Raw genomic sequence first — 21,423 nt, forward strand, 5'->3', positions numbered from 1 at the left:
GATGAGATGCGTTACAGTCACCGAATGTCACTGGCGGAGATACCTTCCCGGCTCGAACGCGCCCTCGGCAAGGCACAGTCCGGTGTCATCGTGCTGGCGGTGACAGGTCTCTCCTCGGACGTGGCCAAACAGTCGTGGCTGTCGGCCTCGTCCGTGGTCACGCTCTCCTCCACGGTGCCGTCCACGTCCGCGACGGCGCTGCTGACGGCGGTCACCGGCGTCCCCGCCGACGTCCACCGGGTGCCGGGAACGGTGTACCGCAACGGATCCGGCCTCGTCCACGCGATCAACGGCACGCCCGCGATCCCGGACCTGCCGACCGTGCTGGAACGCCACGGGGCGACCGTGCTGGCCAGGGAACTCGATCTCCTCGAAGGCACCTGGGCCCAGGCGCTGCTGCGGGGCTGCACCCGTGTACCCGCTCCCGCCCGGCACAAACTCTCCGCGCAGGCCGAGGATCCGCCGCTGCTCGTGGCCAACGTCGTCGCCGATCTCGACAAGGCGCAGGAGGACTCCCGGTTCCTCTGGACCTACGTCAACATCGACGACCACGTGCACCGCCACGGGTACGACGAGTCGGTGCACGAGGCCATGCTCCGTCTGGACGCGCACGCTTCTCGTTGGGCCGCAAAGGGTTGGACCGTCGTCGCGCATTCGGACCACGGCATGGTCGCCGTCGACCCCGACCCGGAGCTCGTCGAGGCCTGGGACGCGATCGTGCGCGAGGAGTGCGTGATCCCGTCCGGCGGCGCGGGACGCACGCGGTGGCTCTACCCGAAGGCGGACCGCCTGGAGGCCGTTTTCGACCGCGTGGCAACGACTCTGGGCGACACGGCGACCGTCCACCACGCCACCGACCTGGGTCTGCCGCAGCCGGAGGCCGGGCCCGTCGTCGCGGTGGCGGCGTCACCGCGGTTCCCGATCCCGGACCCGTCCGCGCGCTACGAGCACGGTGGCCTGACCCGCGACGAGATCGACGTCCCCTTCGCGGTCTGGCAGGCCGTACAGTGAGCGCGTGCACGTCGAATTCTCCAGCAGCATAAGGGAAATCGATCCTGCCGATTGGGACGCGGTGGTCCACCGAGCGGGCGCACCGGTCTTCTACCAGCACGCGTACGTGAGCGCGTACGAACGGCTGCCGCTCACGGAGGTGGACGCGTTCGCGTACTTCGTGGTGCGCGACGCGGACAGGGCGGTCGCCGTCGCTCCCGCCTACCTCCAGACAGCGGCGAAACCGTTGCGCCGCCTGCACGAGGCGTATCCGGAGGCGGCCGGGCAGCCCGCTCTGCTCAGCCCGTCCTGGCACTGCTACGACGCGCACGTGCCCGCCACCGCGGACGTGCTGCCGAGGCTGCTGGACACGATGAACCGCACGGCGTCGATCCTCGGCGCGCGCTGGTGCGGCTTCATGAACGTCCAGCGCGGCGGCGCCCTGTCGCACGGCCTGCGGGCGGCCGGTCTGCCCGCGCGTCACCTCAACGACAGGTGGGTCACCGGGCTCACCACGTACGCGCACTACCTCGCGAGCCTGAGCCCGCGTGCCAGGGCGAACCTCCGGCGCAACGAGCGGAGGGCGCAGGAGGCCGGCGTCACCACCGAGGTCCTCCCGGTCCACTTCGCCTCGCTCGACCAGATCACGCTGCTCTGCGTCAAGACCGCCAGCCGGTTCGAGAACAACGGCTACCACCCCGGCACCACCTTCCCGAGGTTCGTGACGGCCCTCGACGACCTCGCGCACGTGATCGAGGTGCGCCAGCACGGCAGGCTCGTCGCGGCCGGTGTCTGCCTCACCGACGCCACCCGGTTCCACACGTGGACGTGCGGCGTCGACTACGCCGTCGAAGGCGGCTACAGCCCGTTCGCCGTGCTGTTCGCCGAGTCGGTGAAGCTCGCGATCCGCCTGGGCAAGTCGATCCTCGAGGACGGCAGGGACAACGCGGCCTTCAAGCGGCGGCACGGGTTGAGGCCGTGCCATTTGGACGCTGTTCTGCACCGCGTCTGACCCGGCGACTGTTCACCTCCGTGAACAATTCCGCTTACAACGTCGGAATACAGCGAGTTCACATACATGACCACCTTTGCGCTGTTCAGGAGCCCGGAAAAGCATTTCCGCGCACCTTTACACCGCTTGATCAGGTCTGGCACTGTGTCGCCGGGCGCATTACGAGAAAGGGACTGGACGGTCTCGTGAACCTGTCTCGACGCACCCTGCTGGCGTCCGCCGCGGCCACCCCGCTGCTCACCGGAGCGGGAGTCGCCCTGGGCGCGGGAGAAGCAGCCGCTTCGCCCGCCACGCTCCGCGCGGCCCTCGACTACGGCAACTCGAAGCTGAAGGCGGTCGCGCCCGGCATCACGTCGTTCCCGGAGATCACCCGAGCCGAGAAGTGGACCTACGTCGCCGACGGCGGCTGGGTCGGCGGTTTCTGGCCGGGCACGCTGTGGCTCGCCCACCTCGACAGCGGCGACGCGCAGTTCCGCGCGCTCGCCGAGGCCGCCTGCGACAGGCTGGCTCCGCGCCGCCTCGACCCCCGCGACCACGACCTGGGGTTCCTCTTCTACCCGTCGTGGATCACGGCCTACCGGCTCACCGGCGCGACCAAGTGGCGTGACGGCGCCGTCGAGGCCGCGAACACGCTGATCCAGCGCTGGAACGCCACGGGCGAGTTCATCCGCGCGTGGGGCAGGATCGGCACGCCGGGCAACGCGGGCCGGGTCATCATCGACACGATGATGAACCTGGACCTGCTCGCGTTCGCCACCGAGCAGACCGGCGACCGGAAGTTCCTCGACATCGCGATCGCCCACGCCAGGACAACCCAGACGCACTTCTTGCGCCCGGACGGCTCGACCCCGCACGTGTTCGACTTCGACCCGGACACCGGCGCGGCCGTCGGCCCGAACACCGTGCAGGGCTACAGCCCCACGTCGTCCTGGTCGCGCGGCCAGGCGTGGGGCATCTACGGCTTCACGACGATGTACCGCCGCACGGGCCTGCGCGAGTTCCGCGACACCGCGCGCAGGATGGCCGACTACGCGCTGTCGGTGCTCACCCCGGACGGCGTGCCGGTGTGGGACTACCGCTCCCCGTTGGGCCCCAACGACGTCAAGGACTCGTCGGCGGGCGCGATCATGGCGTGCGGCCTGCTGGACCTCGCCAAGGCCACCGGCACCGACCGCTACCGCGAGCGGGCGTTGAAGATCCTCGACGGCCTGGTCGGCACCTGCCTGACGACCAGGTCGTCGCGGGCCGAGGCGATCCTGGCCCGCGGCACCCGCAACCGCCCGGCCGAGGACGGCGTGGAGGTCTCGCTGCCGTACGGCGACTACTACCTGTACGAGGCAATCCTGCGGGTGCTCAAGCCCGCGCAGATCGCCAGGGCGATCGGTCTCTAGCCGGGTCTGGTGGGCCTGGGACTTCCCGGCCCACCACGCCCCTACTGCTCGACCACCTTCGCCGTCGGCCCGTTGTTCCAGGTCGCTTCCAGCCTGGACAGCCGGCCGGCGGCGTTGCGGAAGTTCACCACCAGCGGCCCGCCGGGCTGCTCCACCGACACCGAGTACCCGTCCGCGGGGGTCGCCGACAGCGCCTGCACCCCCTGCGGCCGGTACCGCACGACCACGTCGCCGCCGCGCAGGTTGAAGGCGTGCACGTAGGACCCGTCCGCCTGCCACTCCCCCTGCGGCGACGGCGATTGAGCCGAGGTGGGACGCGCATCCGTACTACTGGGAGGAACCGGAACAGTCGTAGTGACCACAGGAGGCCTGGTGGAAGAGGTCGTGACGGGCGGCGTGCCCGCGGAGGGACCGGAGTCGGGCGGCGGGACGGTGAGCGAGGTGACCGTCGGCATCGGCAGCACGGCCGACTCCGTGGTGGCCTCCAGGGCGGCGACCGGTGCGGGCTCCATCGCCCACCGGATGCCGAACCAGGAGAGGCCGACGGCGACCGTGGTCACCAGCGCCCAGGCGACCAGGTATCCGACGGACCTTCTCACTGCGGCGATCCTCCCGTAGCGGCTCATGGCATCAGTGCTGCTGGTCGAAGACGACCCGGTGGTGCGGGCGGCGATCACGCGCGCCCTCACCGGCCAGGGCCACATCGTGCACGGTGTCGCGCTCGCGATCGAGGCCTTGCGCGAAGTCACCGCCAACGACTACGACGTCGTGGTGCTCGACCTCGGGCTCCCCGACCTCGACGGCGGTGACGCGTTGAGGATGATCCGAGGCGTCACGAACACCCCGGTGGTCATCGCGACCGCCCGCGACGACGAGGCCGGGATCGTCCGGCTGCTCAACGCGGGCGCCGACGACTACCTCGTCAAACCCTTCTCGAGCGAGATCCTCGAAGCCCGGCTGCAGGCGGTGCTGCGGCGCGCCCGCGACACCAAGCAGCTCGTGATAGGCGGGCTCGAGATCGACGTGAACCTCCGCAGGGCCGCGGTGGACGGTCAGGAGCTCTCCTTGACGCACAAGGAGTTCGAGCTGCTCTCCTACCTCGCGGCACGGCAGGGGGAGGTGGTGCCGCGGGCGGAGATCCTCGCGAACCTCTGGCCGTCCCACCGCGACGACCAGACGCTCGACGTCCACCTGTCGTGGCTGCGCCGCAAGCTCGGTGAACGGGCCGCGCAGCCGCGTTACCTGCACACGGTGCGAGGAGTGGGTGTGCGTCTGGTCGACCCCAGATGAGGCGCTCACTGGTGCTGGTCGCTCTCGCGGCGACCAGCATGGTGGCGCTGGCGTTCCTGATCCCGCTCGCGATCGTCGTGAAGAACGCCGCGTACACCCGCGCCCTGGGCGAGGCCGAGAAGCAGGCGAACGCGATGACGCCCGCGTTGCTGATCACCCGCAGGCCGCAGGAGATCCGCCAGGCGATCAGGAGCACCCGGTACGGCGCCCAGCAACGGCTGGCCGTGCACCTGAGCTCCCCGGCGGGCACCTACGGCTACTCGCACATCACCGCGGCGGACCTCCAGGAGGCGCAGAACGTCGCGACCGCGTCCACTGTGGAACGGCCCGACGGCGTTGCCTACCTGCAACCGCTCGCCACCAGCGAGAACGGGCTCGCGATCGTCGAGGCGTTCGTGCCGCACGAGCAGCTCACCCGCGGCGTGGTCGGCACCTGGTGGGTGCTCGCGGGCGTCGCGGTCGGCCTGGTCGCAGGGTCGGTGCTCGTCGCCGACCGCCTGGGCGCGCGGGCCGTGAGGGCCACCCGCGCGCTGGCCGAGGGCGCGCGGCGGATGGGGCAGGGGGATCTCACGGCCCGCGTGCCGGTCAAGGGGCCTCCCGAACTCCAGGAGGTCGGCAAGGCCTTCAACGCCATGGCCGAACGCGTCCGGCACCTGCTCGCCGCCGAGCGCGAGGTGGTCGCCGACCTCTCGCACCGCCTCAGAACGCCTCTCACGGCCCTCCTCCTGGACGCGGACACCCTCGGACGTGGTCCGGGCGCGGATCGGGTCCGGGAGGCCGTCCAGGGCCTCGAGAGGGAGGTCGACGAGATCATCAAGGTCGCGCGCTCGGGCCTGCAGCCCGACGACAGCGGCGCCGACGCGGCGGACGTGGTGCGCGACCGGCTGGTCTTCTGGTCCGCGCTCGCCGACGACCAGGAGCGGCCGTGGACGGTCCGGGGCGCCGACCGGCCCACGCCCGTGCCGATCCCCCGCCCCGACCTGGCCGCCGCGCTGGACGCGTTGCTGGGCAACGTCTTCCGCTACACGCCGGAGGGCACCCGGTTCGCCGTGACGCTGGTGCACCAGGCCGACCTCGTGGCCCTGATGGTCGAGGACGCCGGTCCGGGCATCGCGGACTCCCGGCAGGCGGTGCGGCGCGGGGCCAGCGGCGGCGGTTCCACCGGTCTGGGCCTCGACATCGCCCGCCGCGCCGCGGAGGGCACGGGAGGGTCTCTCCACGTCGACCGCGGGCCGTTGGGCGGTGCACGCGTGCAATTGAGGCTCCGGAGGCTCTAGGGGGCGGCAGGGGCCGGGAACGAACACCGCCGGCGGCGTGCGGACCGTGGGACGGGTCCGACGCCGCCGGCGGGCACCGGCCGGCCGCGCTGCACCGCTGCCGCACCACCGAGTCCCGAGCAGGAGGAGGGATCCCGATGAGCGGTGCGCGCCTGCCTTCCCACACCGGTGGAACGAGGTGGATCAGCCGGGGCTCTCGGCGCCTGGTGTGGGGGTCCGGCGTATTCAGTGGGGTCTTGGTCGCTCTTTGCGAGCTGATATGAATTTAGCCGAGCACCGATGGGCACCAATCCACCGTTCAGACGATTAATGTGTTTTAAATATCCTTAAGCTCGACTCCGCGACTTAAATCAATTTAAAGGAACACAACTGCCGCAAGACGAGACGCCGAACGTGAACACAGGGCCCGTTCCTTCATGAACTCACCGAACCGCCGGCCTCTTCACCCGTCCGCGGTTCGCCGGAAGACGACGTTGACCCGAGGTATCACACAGCGGGCCTGACGCTATACTCACAGTGAGCGCCGAGCCCTCTCGTCGTGACCCGGACGTGACTTTTGACGGGTGAGTCAACCAGGGCATTGCTTCCCGCGTATACCCATGTAGATTCCCGCTCACCGTGACGGCCATTCGGGTGACCGCCACGGCTCGCGCGCCGCACGCGAAACGGAGGCAGCATGCAGGCGAACGCCCAGACCGCCCAGGTCGACGACCTGACACTCATCGCGCTTCCCACCGCGGTGAACTGCGCGGATCTGTTCGTGCGCTTCACCCTCGGTGAATGGCGCCTGCGCAACATGACCGCGGAGTGCTCGGCCGTCGCCTGTGCGCTGGTCGAGGCAGCTGTCGACTCGGCCGACCCCAAGACGTCGCGGCTGATCACGCTGCGACTGCGACTGACCGGCGACTACCTGGTCGTCGAGCTGGAGGCGGCCAGGTTCATCATGCCGCCGACCTCGCCGGACCTGCGCACCGGTGAGCTGCAGCTCGCCGGCGGCATCAAGCTGATCTGGTGCGAACTGCCGCTGCCGACGGGCGTGAACGCCAACGCGGTGCCGCTGCCCCGGCGCGAGAAGCGCCGCTCCCCCGCCGCCGAGGCGCTGGGCGACGAGCCGGACGTCGATCCCGAGCTCATCCAGCGCATCCTGTTCGGCCTCGGTGGCTCGATGGGCAACGGTCAGCAGCGCTGACGACTCGTTCCACCCACGAGGGCGCATTCTTCGATGAATGCGCCCTCGTGCTGTGCGCGGAAATCTCGGCGGAATTTTTCCGGTGAATCGGCAAAAGCACTACAAGGCCGAGCCCAGGAGGCATGGGCTCGGCCTTGCGGTTCTTCCGCGAACTCAGATGTTCTGGTTCGCGAAACCCTTCGTCGCGATCTTCGACAACATGCCCTGCCACACCGACGTGCTGGTGTGCGGGTCGCCGGTCACGCCGAGCGCGGACTTGAGGCCGTTGAACGCGGCCTGCGTGTTGGGACCCCAGATGCCGTCGATCGCGAGGCCGGCCGCGCGGAAGTTGTTGCAGGTGCCCTGGACGAACTTGGTGTCGGCCTCGGAGTCCTTGAGCACCCGCACCGGCATGCCGCCGAAGTCGGCGTGGATGTGGTCGCGGTGGTCGGCGTTGTACCAGCCGTCGAGCACGTAGCGGAACCGGCGGCGGGTCACGGCCTCCGTGGCGAGGTAGCGCTTGCGCAGCGCGGCGGTGCTCGACGCGTGGTGCTGGTCGAGCGGCGAGGTGACGTTGCCGTTGGACCAGCGGACGTGGTCGAGGTCCATCGCGGTGCCCGCGCCGTGCTGACCGGCCTTGTCGACGTAGAAGCCCGCCGAGACGATGTAGCTGATCGAGCCGTAGCTCGACGAGAGCGAACGCAGGTCGCGGATCCAGGCGACGAGCGCGTTGTAGAACGCGTCGGTGGCCTGCCAGTTGCGCGCGGTCGTGTTGCCGCGGTTGGAACGCCAGTAGTAGACGGGAGTGCCGTCGATCTTCTGGAACGTCATCATCGCGAGCGCGCCGACCTCGGCGGCCTCGATCTCGGCCGGCGTGTGCTGGTCGGTGGGCGTGGGCGCGGCACCGGCCAGGCCCGGCGCGATGGTGGACAGGCCGGCGAGACCGGCGACCGCGGCCGCGCCCGTGACGAAGCCGCGCCTGGTGACGTTGTTCTCGAACACCCCAGTACTCCCTCTGCGTCCAAGCCGGCGGCGGCAGGGGTGAAGGGCCTGTCTCACCCACCGGCCCGAGGGAGTCTAGGGATCACGTCCGAACGGAGGAATCGCGCCTGACCTGCGTTTTTCCTTTGCCTTTACCGGCACGGCCCGTGCGTGCCAGACTGCCTGGCCGGGGAGGTCGATCTTGGTGGTCAGGCGGCGTGGAGGGCTTTCCGCGGTGTCGGTGGTCCTGCTGGCACCGGCGCTGGCGCTGCTCGGGAACATCGCGACGAACACGGTCGAGGTGTCGTGGCGCTGGTGGCCGCCGACGGTGTGGGTCCTCGTGGGTCTGCTGGTCGCCGGCACGGTCTGGGTGGAGGTCCGGCGTCAGGGAGCGCCCGCGGAGGACGACGGCGAGCCGGTGGTGGTGACGCCGGAGTTCGTGGACGTCGACTACGTGCGCGAGTACCGGACCGGGAAGCTCCTGCCCGCCAGCGGCTTCCTGCTGCGCCTGGTGGTCGAGAGCCGCAGCCGCCGCCGGGTGGTCCTGCGGGCGCTGCGGGCCGAGGTCGTGGCGCGGGAGCCCGTCAGCGGTCACGTGCTGCCGCACCTGGGGAAGATCCGGACCAGGGCGTTCCGCCTCGACCTCGGCGGCGACCGGCCGGTGGTGACGGCCCGCAAGCGCGACGACTTCCCGTTGTGGGTCGACGCCGGCGAGCCGGAGGTGATCGACGTCCAGGTGCACAACACCGACGGCAAGGTCGAGTGGCGGCTGTTCCTCGACTGGACCGTGAACGGCCGCAGCGGCACCGCCGTGATCGATGCCGGCGGCCGGCCGTACATCACCGCCCAACGCCCAGGGGGATGAGTTCTTGTTCCGCCGCAAACAGGAGAAACGACGGCTGTCGGACGCCGAGCACTACGCGCGGGAGCTCGGTGCACGGGTCCACGCGGTGAGCAACAAGATCCACCCCGCGCCGACCCAGCGCCGGCTGGTCGACTCGCTGATCACCAGGCCGGGCGGGCTGGTCGCGGTCCTCGAGTCGGTCAGCCAGTGCTCCCAGCTGGTCCCGCCCGGCGCGCTGGGCAACCAGGTGCCGGTGGAGGTGCCGGTCAGCGGGCACAACCTGGTGCTGACCCTGATCAACCGCTCCGACCGGCCGATCACGGTGTCCGGGGTGCGCGCGGTGCTCAGGTCGGTGACCGAGTACGAGTTCCCCGCCCAGCTCTGCTCGACGCCGCCGCGCACGACGCTCGCGTACGGCGAGGACCTGCGCACATCCACCGAAAACGCTCGCGAGGGCTTCCAGAACCTGAAGCGACCGCACCTCGAGGTCCACCTCGACGGCGTCCGCCCGTTGATCGCCGAGGCCCTGCTCCCCGACGGCGAACGGGTCGGTGAGCCCGCCCCGCTGACGGTGGGGGCACGCCGCGCGGAGACGGTCGTGCTGTGCCCCGTGACCACGCGGACCGGGTGCGTCTCCTGGCGGCTGGTCATCCGCTGGCACGAGGACGGGGACGTCCTGCACTCGGCGTGGGACCTGCTCGCCACCGGCTTCTCCGGCTGGACGATCACCTCGCCGGACGGTGGGGTGGTGTCGCGCCCCCTCGACCAGCTCGGCCACTGGGACCCGGTGACCACGTGGGAGGGCGGCGGCACGTTCTACGACGAGCACCTCGGTCTGGCCGTCACGCCGGACCAGGCCTGGCTCGACGCGATCCGCTACGACTGAGTCAGCTCACGGCGCCGAGCACGCGGACGAGGCTCTTCTCGGTGTCGGTGCCGAGCTTCTCGAGCGCGAGCTTCGCGACCGGCGCCCCGAACTTCGCGAGCCCGTTGAACTCGACGTGGGCGTGGTAGGCGATCCGGGTGGTGCCCGGCTCGGGCCCGGCGCTGATCGAGATGTCGTCGGTCGAGGTGGCGGTGTCGTTGCGGCCGACGAACTGCAGGCCGCGCTCGTCGTCGCGGGTCAGCTCGTAGACGAGCTCGGTCTTGCGGCCGAGGAACGACGACACGTTGCGCCAGCGCGAGCCGACCCCGACCGGGCCGTCGTCGAGGCGCGTGCAGGACACGGTGCCCGGATCCCACTGCTCGGCGCGGGAGAAGTCGCGCAGGTACTCCGTCACGCCCTCGGGCGTGGAGGCGACGGTGAACGTCCGCTCGACGTCCACACCGGACACGTGCGGCGAGTCGAACGACCGCGGCGCCAGGCGGAGCCGGTACTCGTCGACGAGCTCGGCCTGGCCCGCGGCGCGGTTCGCCAGCCGCTCGAGCCGCGTCTCGTCGAAGCTCCCGAGCCTGCGCAGCGTCCGCCACAGCGCGGTCTTGCCCTCGATGCCGACGCGCAGCGCCTCCAGTTCGAGGACGTCGCTGAGCGGCGAGCGTCCGAGCACCCGGCCGTTCAGCTTGAGCCTGCCCGCCTTCTCGCTCAGCCAGCCGAGCGCTTCCTTGTGCGGACGCGACTCCACGCCGACCTCGCGCATGAAGTCGAGCAGTTCCTTGCGGTCGGCCTCGATGTCGTCCGCGAGAACCCGCAGTTCGGGATGCGTGCGGCTGATGCGACGCGCGAGCTCGGTGCCCGCCGTCGTCGCGGCCAGGTGGTCGTTGAGGTAGATGCCCAGGAGCTCCGTGTTCACGCAGACCGGTTACCCCTGGTCAAACCTGCTTGCGCGCCAGCGCCCGCACGGGTTCGAGGATGATCGGCTGCGCGCGGCGGCCCGTGACGAGGTTCCACGCCCACTGCGCCAGCACCGCGGCCCTGTTGCGCCACCCGACGAGGAACGCGATGTGCACACCCGCCCACGCCGCCTTGCCGATCAGTCCCTTGAGCCGCAGCTTCTTGATGTCCGCGACGGCGTCACCGGGCGAGATGGTGGCCATCGTGCCGAGGTCGAGGTACCGGAACGGCTTGGCGCGCCGCCCCTGCAACCGAGCCTTGATGACGCGCGCGACGTGGTGACCCTCCTGCAGCGCGGGCTCGGCGATGCCCGGCAGGTCGTTGAGGTTGACCATGTCGCCGATCGCGAAGATCTCGCCGGTGACCGAGCAGTCCACCGGGTTCACCTTGATCCGGCCCTTGCGGTCGGTCTCGGCCCCCGTCTGCTCGGCCAGCTGCCGCGCGAGCGGCGAGGCCTGCACCCCGGCGGCCCAGATGATCGTCTTGGCCTCGACCCGGTCCCCGTCCTTGGTGGTGAGCCCCTCGGAGTCGATCGACTCGACCATCGCCCCGGTCATCACCGTGACGCCGAGCCGTTCGAGCTTCGACCGCGCGTGGTCGCGCAACGGCGGCGAGAACGGCGGCAACACGTGCGGCACCGCGTCCATCAACGTGATCCGGACGTCCCGCGGGTCGATCTCCCGGAACTGCCCCTTCAACGCCCGCCGGGCGAGGTCCGCGAGCTGCCCGGCCAACTCGACCCCGGTGGGCCCGGCCCCCACGACCGCGAACGACAACCACTGCTTCGGGTCGTCCGCCGCCACCGCCGTCTCGAACGCCCGGAGGAGCTTCGAACGCAGGTCCACGGCCTGCTCGAGCGTCTTCATCGGCGGCGCGGCCTCGGCCCACTCGTCGTGCCCGAAGTAGCTGTCCCGAGAGCCCGCCGCCACCACCAGCGTGTCGTACTCGACGTGGCTCGACCGCCCGTCCGGCAGATCGACGTGCACCAGCCTGGCGGCCGTGTCGAACCCGGTCACCTCCCCCAGCAACACGTGGGCGTTGCGCTGCTTGCGCAGGATCGCGCGGAACGCCGGTGCGATGTCACCGGCGGGCAGCAGCGCCGTCGCCACCTGGTACAGCAACGGCTGGAACAGGTGGTGGTTGGTGCGGTCGATCAACGTGACCTCGGCGTCCGCGCGCTTCAACCCGCGCACCACGCCCAGGCCGCCGAACCCACCTCCGACAACGACTACCCGGTGCTTGCTCATGGGGGACGCATACCCGCTTAGGGCGCCACGTATCCGGGCCTGCTCCAGTTCGCCCGAAGGAAGCCGGTCGGGAGCCGGTCGGGAGCCGGTGCGGAGCCGGTTAAGAGCCGCGCACACGCGCGTCACGACGCGCACGGTGGGCCCACCACCACGCAGCTCGCGCCGCACACCGCCACGTCACGCGTTCTCACCACGCCTGCGGCCGCCCGCACGCCCACCACCACACACGCACCCACCACCGCACGCCACGCCTCACACACGCACCGCATCGCGTTCCCACGCCCCTGCTGCGCGCGCATGCCCGCCACCACACACGTCACCCCACGGCCGCCCACCCGAACGCCCCGAACACCCCCGACCCCACACCCCGGCCCCGCATACCCACCCCGAACCCGGGTATCCCCCGCCATGACCACCACCGCTGACCAGTCGCTCTGGCTCGCCGCCCTCCCGCCGGCACCCCGCCCCCCGCTGACCGGCGAGCACACCTACGACGTGGCCGTGGTCGGCGGCGGCATCACGGGCCTCACCACCGCCCTCCTGCTCAAGCGGCGCGGCCTGCGCGTCGTGGTGCTGGAGGCCGCCCAGATCGCGTCAGGTGTGTCCGGCAACAACACCGCCAAGGTCACCGCCCTGCAGTCCACCGTGTACTCGCAGATCCGCAGCCGGCACGGGCTGGCCGCCGCCACCGACTACGCCACCGCCTCGCTCGCGGCCGTGGCCCAGGTCGCGACCCTCGCCGAGGGCATCGACTGCGACCTGCGCCGGTCGCCCGCCATCACGTACGCGTTCACCGAGGCCGAGGTGCGCGACGTCGACAACGAGTTGGTCGCCGCCCGCCAGGTCGGGTTGCCGGTGCGGGCCACCACGGACGTCGGCCTGCCGTTCGAGGTGCACGCGGCGGTGCGGCTCGACGACCAGCTCAAGCTGCACCCCGTCAAGTACCTGCGGGGGCTGGCCGACCAGATCGACGGTGACGGCAGCCTGGTGTGCGAGAACAGCCGCGTGCTCGACGTCAGCGGCAACCGGGTGTCCACTTCGGACGGTCACGTCGACGCCGAGAAGATCGTGATGGCGACGCACTACCCGACGCTGGACCGCGGTGTGTACTTCGCACGCCTCGAGCTCACGCGCGCCTACTGCATCGCGGCCAGGGTCAGCTCGCCGCCCGAGGCCCTCGCCATCAGCACCGGCAGTCCGTCGTGGTCGATCTCGGCGCACGAGGACAAGCTCATCCTCGCCGGGCAGAGCCACCCGACGGGCAAGACCGTCGTGGAGCCGTTCCGGCGCCTGGAGGACTTCGCCCGCGAGCACTGGCAGGTCGAGGAGGTCACCCACCGCTGGTCGGCGCAGGACCCGACGGCCTACGACCACCTGCCGATGATCGGGAGCTACACGCCCGGCAACACGACCGTGTTCACCGCCACCGGGTACATGAAGTGGGGCCTGACCAGCGGCACGTTCGCCGCGGCGCTGCTCGCTGACCTCGTCACCGGCAAGCCGAACGCGCTCGCCGAGCGCTTCAGCCCGCACCGGGTATCGCTGAAGTCGGTGCCCACGCTGCTGCGCAAGAACGCCGAGGTCGCCGCGGAGATGGTCGGCGACAGGGTGATGCCCGCCGACGCCACCTCCAGCGAGGACCTGCTGCCCGGTCACGCCCACGTCATCCGCGACGGCCTCGGCAAGACCGGCGTCTACCGCGACGAGAGCGGGAAGCTGCACGGCGTGTCCATGCGCTGCACGCACCTCGGCTGCCTCGTGCGGTTCAACGCCGCCGAACGCAGCTGGGACTGCCCGTGCCACGGCTCGCGGTTCGACGTCGACGGTGAGGTACTGGAGGGACCCGCGACCAAGCCCCTGCCCCGCAAGGAACCCCGCTAGCCCTTCGCCACGAGCGTCAGCACGTCGTACTTCGCGACCGACTCGCCCTTCTGGTTCGTCACGTCCGCGTCCCACCGGACCTCGCCGTACTCCTGGTCCTCGCGCGGCGTGATCTGCTTGACCGTCAACGTCACCGTCAGATCGTCACCGGGGAACGTGGGCGTGACGAACCGCAGGTTCTCCAGGCCGTAGTTCGCGAGCACCGGTCCGGGCTCCGGCGAGACGAAGAGGCCCGCCGCGAACGACACCACGAGGTAGCCGTGCGCGACCCGGCCACCGAAGAACGGGTTCGCGGCGGCGGCCTCCTCGTCCATGTGCGCGTAGAACGTGTCGCCGGTGAACGACGCGAAGTGCTCGATGTCCTCCAGCGTCACCTCACGTGGGCCAGCCACGACCGTGTCGCCCACACGGAGTTCGGCCAGCGTCTTGCGGAACGGGTGCACGGCGTCGTCACGGCGTGGCGCGCCCGTCACCCAGCGGTTCGTGATGGCGCCCAACGCGCGCGGACTGCCCTGCACGGCCGTGCGCTGCATGTGGTGCAGCACGCCGCGCATGCCTCCCATCTCCTCACCACCACCGGCCCGGCCGGGACCGCCGTGCACGAGCATCGGCAGCGGTGAGCCGTGCCCGGTCGACTCGCCGGCGTCCTCGCGGTCCAGCACGAGCAACCGCCCGTGCCACGGCGCCACGCCGATGACGACGTCGCGCACGAAGTCCGTGTCGGCGGACACGATCGACCCGACCAGCGATCCGGCACCGCGGGCGGCCAGCGCCACGGCGTCGTCGGCCGACGTGTACGGCATCAGCGTCGACACCGGCCCGAAAGCCTCCACCTCGTGCGGCTGCACGGCGTCCGCCGCGGCGCGCAACAGCATCGGCGACATGAACGCGCCGCGCTCGGCATCCGCGTCCACAAGGGACAGAGGACCGTCGCCGTAGACGACAGAAGCGTTCTCCCGCAACGCCTTGAGCGACCGGAGCACCTCCTCCCGCTGCTCCAGGCCGGCCAGTGCACCCATCTTCACGGACCTGTCCGCGGGATTGCCGATCACGACCTCGGCCAGCTTCGCCGCCGTCGCCTCGGCCACCGCGTCCACCAGCGACTCGGGCACCAGCGCGCGCCGGATCGCCGTGCACTTCTGCCCGGCCTTGGTCGTCATCTCCGCCACGAGCTGCCCGACGAACAGGTCGAACTCGGGCGTGCCCGCGACGGCGTCCGGACCGAGGATCGAGCAGTTCAGCGAGTCGGCCTCCGCGTTGAACCGCACCGACGACCGGATCACGGCCTGGTGCGTGCGCAGGCTCTGCGCCGTGGACGCGGACCCGGTGAAGCCGACGAGGTCCTGCGGCGTCAGGTGGTCCAGCAGGTCGCCCGCCGACCCGCACACGAGCTGCAGCGACCCCTCGGGCAGCAACCCGGACGCGAGCATCAGCTCGACCATCTTCTCCGTCACGTACGCCGTCTGCGACGCGGGCTTGATGAGCGTCGGCACCCCGGCGATGAACGCGGGCGCGAACTTCTCGAGCGGCCCCCACATGGGGAAGTTGTAAGCGTTGATCTGCACCGCGACCCCGCGCAACGGCGTGCAGATGTGCTGCCCGACGAACGTGCCGCCCCGCCCGAGCGGCTCGACGGCGCCCTCGACGTAGACCTTGTCGTTCGGCAACTCGCGCTTGGCCTTGGACGCGTACCCGAGCAGCACGCCGAAACCGCCGTCGACGTCGATCCACGAGTCGGACTTCGTCGCCCCCGACCGCGCCGACAGCGCGTACAGCTCCGCCTTGTGCTCCTTCAGGTACAGCCCGAGCGCCTTGAGCAGCTGCGCGCGCTGGTGGAAGGTGAGCTCGCGCAACGCGGGCCCGCCGACCTCACGCCCGTACCGCAGCGCCGCGCCCATGTCGACGCCCGCCGACGAGATCCGTGCGATCTCCTCGCCCGTCACGGCGTCGTGCAACGGCGCGCCTTCCGCCGAAGACGTGTGCCACCCGCCCGACACGTAGCTGCGCAGCATGCTCATCGGCGCCACTCCTTCCAGCGGTGAGAACTCCCCGGCGCCAGGGAGTTTTCCCGGTGGTCAGCACCGTGGCAACCGGCGGTGGGGGGGTCAGGCGACGGTGAGCACGATCTTGCCCCGCAGGTGTCCCCGCGCGGCCCGCTCGTGCGCGGCCTGCGCGTCCTTCAGCTCGAAGGTGCTGTCCACGGCGACGCGGAGGGTGCCGTCGCCGAGGAGGCGGCCGATCTCCTCCAGCTGCGCGCCGTTGGAGCGGACCTGCGCGGACGTCACGGTGACGCCCCGCCGCGCGTTCTCCTCGTCGTCGAACTCGCCGAAGTACAACGGGTAGAGCGAGCCGCCGCGCCGGACCACGTCGAGGAAACGCCTGCTCTCGGGGCCGCCGACGCAGTCCAGCACCAGGTCGGCGTTCCGCACGACCTCCTCGGGGCGCTGCTTCGTGTAGTCGATCACCTCGTCGGCGCCGAGGTCGCGCAGGAACTCCTCGTGCCCGCCGGACGCGACCGCGACGACCCGCGCGCCCTTCCACTTCGCGAGTTGCAGCGCGAGGTGCCCGACGCCGCCCGCGGCGCCGTTGACGAGGACCGTGCTGCCGGGGCCGAACGGCATCGGGCGGTGCTGGGCCTCCTGGAACGGCGACGGGAAGTCGTGGCCCAGGTCGATCAGGAACTGCCACGCGGTCAGCCCGGACATCGCCACGGCGGCGGCGTGCTCGTGGCTCACGCCGGCCGGCTTGTGCGCGAAGTCCGCCGCCGAGGCGGTGACGTACGCCGCGTAGGCGTTGCCCTGCAACGAGTTCGGGAAGTTCAGCATGCCGAAGACCTCGTCGCCGACGGCGAAGCCCTCCACACCGGCACCGATCGCCGCGACCACGCCGGAGACGTCCGTTCCCGGGATGAGCGGCAGCTGCACCTGCGGCTTCAGCTCCTCCGGCACGTCCGGCATGCCCTCCCGCGCGTACCAGTCGGGCGGGTTGACGCCCACCGCGTGCACCCTGACCAGCAGCTGGCCCGGCTCGGCCACGGGCTTCGGCACCGTCTCGTACCGCAGCACCTCGGGACCGCCGTACTCGTGCAGGCGGATCGCGTTCATGGTCTCGGTCGGCACAGCTCTCTCCCTCTTCCGGCGCGGTAAGCTCTAAACGAGTCACAGACCCGCTTTTCCGGGTCACTGACCCGAATATATGGGTCAGTGACCCGTTTATGCAAGGAGCGCAGATGAGGGCGGATGCCAAGGCCAACCACGACCGCCTGCTGGCCGTCGCCGGCACCGTCATCACGGAGCACGGCAGCGAGGCCTCGATGCGCGACATAGCCCGTCGCGCCGGTGTGGGCCTGGCGACGCTGCAACGCCACTTCCCCACCCGCGAGTCGCTGCTCGAAGCCCTGCTGCGCACCAACTTCGACGAGTTGACCGCGCGGGCGGCCCAGGTCGAGGCCGCGAACGCGCCCGACGAGGCGTTGCTGCTGTGGCTGCGCGACTTCATCAAGGCGTGCACCAACTACCGCGGCGTCGTCACGGCGATGGTGCATGCGATCGAGGACCCCGAGTCGGCCCTGCACAGCTCGTGCGTGGCGATGCGCGGCTCCGGCGCACGGCTGCTCGCCCGCGCCCAGGAGGCCGGCGAGGCGCGCACCGACCTCGACGGCGCGGACCTGTTCGCGCTGGTGTCGTCGCTGGTGTGGCTCAGCGACCAGCCCGGCCAGGAGGCGCGGGCCGAGCACCTGTTCGAGGTCGTGATGAGCGCGGTCGTGACGACGCCGAGCCGCACGTAGGTTCTGCGGCACAACCGATCCTGCCCGGCCTCGCGGAGCTACCATCCGCGGGTGGAGCCTGCCGACGCAGATGCCGGGATCGACCTGGCCGAACTGCTCGCCGCCTTCTCCCTGGCGACGGACCTGGGGCTGGGGCAGCCGATGGAGCACGTGCTCCGGTCGTGGCGGATCGCGGAACGGCTCGCCGAGCGGATGAGGCTGCCGGAGGAGGAGCGGCAGGCGCTGTTCCACGTCTCGATGCTCGGCTGGGTCGGGTGCATCGCGGACTCACCGGAGGTGGCCGCGTCCTTCGGTGACGACATCGCCTTCCGCGCGGACAGCTACGAGGTCGACCTCGCCGGGCCGGCCGGGTTCGGGTTCTTCCTGCGGCGGGCCGGGCGGGGCGGGGCGTTGTGGCACCGGTTCCGGGTGGCGTCGACGATCCTGGCGAGCGGTGGTCAGCACGTCGTGCAGGGGATGCAGTCCCACTGCGTCACCACGTCGGCGTTGGCGGAACGGCTCGAGCTCGGGCCCGGTGTGGCGCGGGCGTTGCGGCAGTTCTTCACGCGCTGGGACGGACGCGGGGTGCCGCACGGGGTCGGGGGCGCGGACATCGCCCCCACCATCCGGTTGTTGCACCTGGCCGACGTCGTCGAGGTGCGGTACCGGACCGGCGGGATCGAGGGTGCGGTCGAGGTCGCCCGTGCGCGCCGTGGCCGTCAGTTCGCTCCCGACGTGGTCGACGCGTTCGTCGCACACGCGCCGGAAGTGCTGTCCGGCGACGGGATCGACCTCCCCCGGTTGCGGCCTCTCACCCAGGGCGAGCTGGACTCGGCGCTCGAAGCGCTGGCGGACTTCACCGACCTGCGCTGCGCGACACGGGCCGGGCACTCGCGCGGGGTGGCGGAACTCGCCGGTGCGGCGGCGCGGTCGATCGGACTTCCCACCGCCGACGTGATCGCCACCCGGCGGGCGGGGCTGCTGCACGACATCGGGTTGCACGGCGTGCCGGTGACGGTCCTGGAGCAGCCGGGGCCGCTGTCGGCCACCGACTGGGAACGCGTGCGACTCAGTTCCTACTACACCGAACGCGTGCTGGCCCGGCCGGCGGCGCTGGCCAGGCCGGGGGCGATCGCCGCCATGGCGCACGAGCGGATGGACGGCGGCGGCTACCACCGGGGGCTGTCGGGTGCGGCCCTGCCGATGACCGGGCGGGTGCTCGCCGCCGCGTGCGCCTACCGGGCGATGCTCGAACCGCGGGCGCACCGGGCCGCGTTGAGCGACAAGCAAGCGGTCCTCGCGGTGCGGGAGGCGATCAGGGCCGGTGCGCTCGACGGGGACGCCGCCGAGGCCGTGCTCTCCGCGGCGGGCAACGGCACCCGGCGGCGGGTGTCCGGGCCCGCCGGGCTCACACCGCGGGAGGTCGAGGTGCTTGTGCTGATCTCCCGCGGCGCGCAGACCGGTGAGGTGGCCGAGCGGCTCGGCATCTCGCGCAAGACGGCCGGGACGCACATCGAGCGGATCTACACCAAGACCGGGGCCTCGTCGCGGTCGACGGCGACGTTGTTCGCACTGCGCAACGGCCTGCTCGACCCGCTCGATCTGTAGGGAGAACGCCCGACGACACGGCCCCTTCCCGCTCCTAACGTCGTGGTACCCGACGAAATGGAGCAGATCATGCCGAACAAGGCCGTCATCAGTCTGTCGACAGGGCTCGAGGACGCGGAGAAGGTCACCGTCGCGTTCCTCGTCGCGATCGGCGCCGCCGAGACCGGGCGCGAGACGCTCATGTTCCTGTCCAAGGAGGCCGTGCGCCTGTCGCTCAACGGCACCGCCGCGGGCGTCGCGTGCGACGGCTGCCCGCCGCTGGCCGAACTGCTCCAGCGCTACGAGGCGGCGGGCGGCCGCTACTTCGTCTGCCCCCTCTGCTTCAACGCGAAGCGCCTCGACGCCGGCGACCTCGTGCCCGGTGCGGAGATCAACGGCACCATCCCGCTGTGGAAGTGGATCGGCGACGAGCCCGCCACCACGTTCAGCTACTGAGCTGTTGTCGCGCCTGCGATCCGTCAGCGCGTGCCGAAGTCCTGCGTCCAGTAGTGGCCGTACGTGGTGCCCTGCCGGTACGAGTGGCCGACCCCGATGTCGCGCAGCGCGCAGTTCAGGATGTTGGCGCGGTGCCCGGAGCTGTTCATCCACGAGCGCACGACGGCGGCCGCGTTCTGCTGTCCGGCGGCCACGTTCTCGGCGGCCCTGGTCCAGCGGGTGTAGCCGGCGCGTTCGATCCTCGTGACGAGGTTGCTGCCGTCGGAACCGGTGTGGCCCATGAAGTTCTTCGCGGCCATGTCGGCGGAGTGGCGCTGCGCCGCGGTGTTGAGGGCCGCGTTCGACTTCAGGGCCGGGCAGTTCACCTTGGCGCGTTCGGCGTTGGTCAGGGCGATCACGTCCTCCTGCACCGTGGCCGCCGAGGCCTGGGGTGCGAGGGGGGCCGCCAGAGCAAGTGCCGCGGCGGCGAGCAGGGAGGTGCGGAACATCGTTGTTCTCCTGTGCGGGGAATGAGGAGAGGGAGCCGGGGGATCCCCGGCTCCCCGAGGATCAGACGATCTGCCAGGTCACGTTGATGATGCCGACGGAGGTGTTGGCGAGACTGGCGAAGGCGGGCCGGCTGAGGTCGATCTTGGTGCTCGCGCAGCTCGGGCACTTGTCCCTGATCGGCACGGTGATCGTCTTGCCGTTGTAGGTGACCCGGATGGACTTGCGGCACAACGGGTCGTTGTTCGGGTTGGGCGACGTCCACAGCGCGGCGGGTGCCGCGACCAGCAGCTGCGTGTCCGCGTTGATCTGCGTTCCGCAGGCGCCGAAGCCGGCGTCGTTGTACCAGCTGGCGGTGCCGCTGACGGCCGAGGCGGTGCCGGAGAAGACGAACGAGAGGACCGCGGCCGACGCGAGGGCGCCGAGCACCTTGACAGCTGACTTCATGATTTCCCCCTCAGGAGTTGAACGTGACCTTGAACCCCGTGCAGTTGCCGCACTGGTACACGGTCTGGTTGCCCGGCTCGGTGTCCTGTTTGGACCACGCGTAGGCCTTGGGACAGCGCGACTTGATGGTGTTGCTGTAGTCGGTCGGCGCGTCCCGGTTGGGGTTGACGCAGTTGATGCGCTGACCGTTGGCGCCGTACTTGACGTACGCCGGGTTGCAGTAGGGCAGCAGGTTCTCCGGGCACCCGGCGGTACCGCACGACGTGGAGCCCGGTGGCGGGGACGCGTTCACCGGGGTGATGACCACCGGCACGGAGAACGCGTTGACGTAGCTGACGTTGTACCAAGGCGCGAGCCGGTCGCGGGAGTCGAAGTTGAACTCCGCGAGGCTCGCCGGCTGCTCACCGGTGACGCAGCGGGCGGCCTGCACACCGCAGTCGCCGACCGCGCACCGGAAATCGACGCCCGAGGTGCCCGTGCAGCCTGTGCGCGCGAAGAACTTGCCGCGCCAGTGACCGGGTGAGGCGGTCTCGGGGATCGTGATGGTCACGGACTGACCGGCGCGCAACGTGGGCATGTTCGTCAGCACCTTCGACCCGTCCGCGTTGACGGTGCTGCCCACCCAGATCGTCTGACCGGTGTTGTTGACGAAGGTGACCGTGTGGTCGATCGCCGCGGTCGCCGTCGGCACGGCGAGACCGGCGACGGCGAACGCCAGCGCGAACACCGCCGCGACCGAACGGCCGAGTAATCGTGTGAGCATCTGCGG

Annotated in this window: 21 protein-coding genes; 12 read left to right on the forward strand and 9 right to left on the reverse strand. The window is 70.8% G+C overall.

Annotated elements, in window-relative coordinates:
- Window positions 1-24 precede the first annotated feature (24 nt).
- The 3 genes from BMY74_RS15730 to BMY74_RS15740 all read left to right on the forward strand — a co-directional run bounded on the left by BMY74_RS15730 (window position 25) and on the right by BMY74_RS15740 (window position 3,393).
- Window positions 25-1,011 (forward strand): alkaline phosphatase family protein, encoded by a 987-nt coding sequence (locus BMY74_RS15730; RefSeq protein WP_089916372.1) that lies wholly within the window; start codon window positions 25-27, stop codon window positions 1,009-1,011.
- Window positions 1,012-1,015: 4 nt separating this feature from the next.
- Complete coding sequence (locus tag BMY74_RS15735; RefSeq protein ID WP_143091578.1) at window positions 1,016-2,002, forward strand: GNAT family N-acetyltransferase; 987 nt, start codon at window positions 1,016-1,018, stop codon at window positions 2,000-2,002.
- 185 nt (window positions 2,003-2,187) lie between these two features.
- Window positions 2,188-3,393, forward strand: coding sequence for a glycoside hydrolase family 88 protein (locus BMY74_RS15740; RefSeq protein ID WP_089916377.1), 1,206 nt, complete (start codon window positions 2,188-2,190; stop codon window positions 3,391-3,393).
- 41 nt (window positions 3,394-3,434) lie between these two features.
- Here BMY74_RS15740 and BMY74_RS44205 read toward each other — a convergent pair whose 3' ends face one another.
- Window positions 3,435-3,992, reverse strand: coding sequence for a hypothetical protein (locus BMY74_RS44205; RefSeq protein WP_143091579.1), 558 nt, complete (start codon window positions 3,990-3,992; stop codon window positions 3,435-3,437).
- A 25-nt stretch (window positions 3,993-4,017) separates the two neighbouring features.
- Here BMY74_RS44205 and BMY74_RS15755 point away from each other — a divergent pair, with 25 nt between their 5' ends.
- The 3 genes from BMY74_RS15755 (at window position 4,018) to BMY74_RS15765 (ending at window position 7,149) form a co-directional block, all read left to right on the forward strand.
- Window positions 4,018-4,683: a response regulator transcription factor gene (locus tag BMY74_RS15755; RefSeq protein ID WP_089916385.1), complete on the forward strand. Its 666-nt coding sequence runs from the start codon at window positions 4,018-4,020 to the stop codon at window positions 4,681-4,683.
- Entirely contained in the window at window positions 4,680-5,960 is a 1,281-nt protein-coding gene (locus BMY74_RS15760; RefSeq protein WP_089916388.1) for a sensor histidine kinase, read from the forward strand. Before BMY74_RS15755 ends, BMY74_RS15760 begins: the two co-directional genes overlap by 4 nt.
- Window positions 5,961-6,636: 676 nt before the next feature.
- Window positions 6,637-7,149, forward strand: a complete 513-nt coding sequence (locus tag BMY74_RS15765) for a histidine kinase (RefSeq protein WP_089916391.1) — start codon at window positions 6,637-6,639, stop codon at window positions 7,147-7,149.
- Window positions 7,150-7,302: 153 nt separating this feature from the next.
- On the opposite strand, the gene BMY74_RS15770 is transcribed toward BMY74_RS15765, so the two are convergent.
- The gene (locus BMY74_RS15770) at window positions 7,303-8,130 is read right to left on the reverse strand and encodes an extensin family protein (RefSeq protein WP_089916393.1); all 828 of its coding nucleotides are present in this window, start codon (window positions 8,128-8,130) and stop codon (window positions 7,303-7,305) included.
- 214 nt (window positions 8,131-8,344) lie between these two features.
- On the opposite strand from BMY74_RS15770, the gene BMY74_RS15775 reads away from it, so the two are divergent.
- Together BMY74_RS15775 and BMY74_RS15780 are read left to right on the forward strand one after the other, a co-directional pair.
- Complete coding sequence (locus BMY74_RS15775) at window positions 8,345-8,974, forward strand: hypothetical protein (RefSeq protein WP_089916395.1); 630 nt, start codon at window positions 8,345-8,347, stop codon at window positions 8,972-8,974.
- A gap of 4 nt (window positions 8,975-8,978) precedes the next feature.
- Complete coding sequence (locus BMY74_RS15780) at window positions 8,979-9,839, forward strand: hypothetical protein (protein ID WP_089916397.1); 861 nt, start codon at window positions 8,979-8,981, stop codon at window positions 9,837-9,839.
- 1 nt (window position 9,840) lies between these two features.
- On the opposite strand, the gene BMY74_RS46175 is transcribed toward BMY74_RS15780, so the two are convergent.
- Together BMY74_RS46175 and BMY74_RS15795 are read right to left on the reverse strand one after the other, a co-directional pair.
- Complete coding sequence (locus BMY74_RS46175) at window positions 9,841-10,743, reverse strand: SRPBCC family protein (protein ID WP_245786147.1); 903 nt, start codon at window positions 10,741-10,743, stop codon at window positions 9,841-9,843.
- A 19-nt stretch (window positions 10,744-10,762) separates the two neighbouring features.
- Window positions 10,763-12,031, reverse strand: a complete 1,269-nt coding sequence (locus tag BMY74_RS15795) for an NAD(P)/FAD-dependent oxidoreductase (RefSeq protein ID WP_089916399.1) — start codon at window positions 12,029-12,031, stop codon at window positions 10,763-10,765.
- A gap of 408 nt (window positions 12,032-12,439) precedes the next feature.
- On the opposite strand from BMY74_RS15795, the gene BMY74_RS15800 reads away from it, so the two are divergent.
- A complete protein-coding gene (locus BMY74_RS15800; protein WP_089916402.1) occupies window positions 12,440-13,912 on the forward strand; it encodes an FAD-dependent oxidoreductase in 1,473 nt (490 codons plus the stop codon).
- Here BMY74_RS15800 and paaZ read toward each other — a convergent pair.
- Window positions 13,909-15,930 (reverse strand): phenylacetic acid degradation bifunctional protein PaaZ, encoded by a 2,022-nt coding sequence (gene paaZ / locus BMY74_RS15805; protein WP_089916923.1) that lies wholly within the window; start codon window positions 15,928-15,930, stop codon window positions 13,909-13,911. The two genes, BMY74_RS15800 and paaZ, sit on opposite strands and share 4 nt — an antisense overlap.
- 87 nt (window positions 15,931-16,017) lie before the next feature.
- Window positions 16,018-17,031, reverse strand: a complete 1,014-nt coding sequence (locus tag BMY74_RS15810; RefSeq protein ID WP_177229762.1) for an NADP-dependent oxidoreductase — start codon at window positions 17,029-17,031, stop codon at window positions 16,018-16,020.
- Between the two features lie 110 nt (window positions 17,032-17,141).
- Here BMY74_RS15810 and BMY74_RS15815 point away from each other — a divergent pair, with 110 nt between their 5' ends.
- The 3 genes from BMY74_RS15815 (at window position 17,142) to BMY74_RS15825 (ending at window position 19,721) form a co-directional block, all read left to right on the forward strand.
- The gene (locus BMY74_RS15815; RefSeq protein ID WP_089916405.1) at window positions 17,142-17,699 is read left to right on the forward strand and encodes a TetR/AcrR family transcriptional regulator; all 558 of its coding nucleotides are present in this window, start codon (window positions 17,142-17,144) and stop codon (window positions 17,697-17,699) included.
- 51 nt (window positions 17,700-17,750) lie between these two features.
- Window positions 17,751-19,286 carry an HD domain-containing phosphohydrolase gene (locus BMY74_RS15820; RefSeq protein WP_245786148.1) on the forward strand — a complete coding sequence of 512 codons (1,536 nt, stop codon included), beginning with the start codon at window positions 17,751-17,753 and terminating at the stop codon, window positions 19,284-19,286.
- A gap of 69 nt (window positions 19,287-19,355) precedes the next feature.
- The gene (locus tag BMY74_RS15825; RefSeq protein ID WP_089916930.1) at window positions 19,356-19,721 is read left to right on the forward strand and encodes a DsrE family protein; all 366 of its coding nucleotides are present in this window, start codon (window positions 19,356-19,358) and stop codon (window positions 19,719-19,721) included.
- Between the two features lie 23 nt (window positions 19,722-19,744).
- Here BMY74_RS15825 and BMY74_RS15830 read toward each other — a convergent pair whose 3' ends face one another.
- The 3 genes from BMY74_RS15830 to BMY74_RS15840 form a co-directional block, all read right to left on the reverse strand.
- On the reverse strand, window positions 19,745-20,209 hold the full coding sequence (locus BMY74_RS15830; protein WP_089916408.1) for a CAP domain-containing protein: 465 nt from the start codon (window positions 20,207-20,209) through the stop codon (window positions 19,745-19,747).
- Between the two features lie 61 nt (window positions 20,210-20,270).
- The gene (locus BMY74_RS15835) at window positions 20,271-20,654 is read right to left on the reverse strand and encodes a cysteine/serine endopeptidase inhibitor (protein WP_089916410.1); all 384 of its coding nucleotides are present in this window, start codon (window positions 20,652-20,654) and stop codon (window positions 20,271-20,273) included.
- A gap of 10 nt (window positions 20,655-20,664) precedes the next feature.
- On the reverse strand, window positions 20,665-21,417 hold the full coding sequence (locus BMY74_RS15840; protein WP_089916413.1) for a thaumatin family protein: 753 nt from the start codon (window positions 21,415-21,417) through the stop codon (window positions 20,665-20,667).
- Window positions 21,418-21,423 lie beyond the last annotated feature (6 nt).

The organism is Lentzea albida, assembly GCF_900111005.1.
In the GTDB taxonomy this organism is placed as follows: domain Bacteria; phylum Actinomycetota; class Actinomycetes; order Mycobacteriales; family Pseudonocardiaceae; genus Lentzea; species Lentzea albida.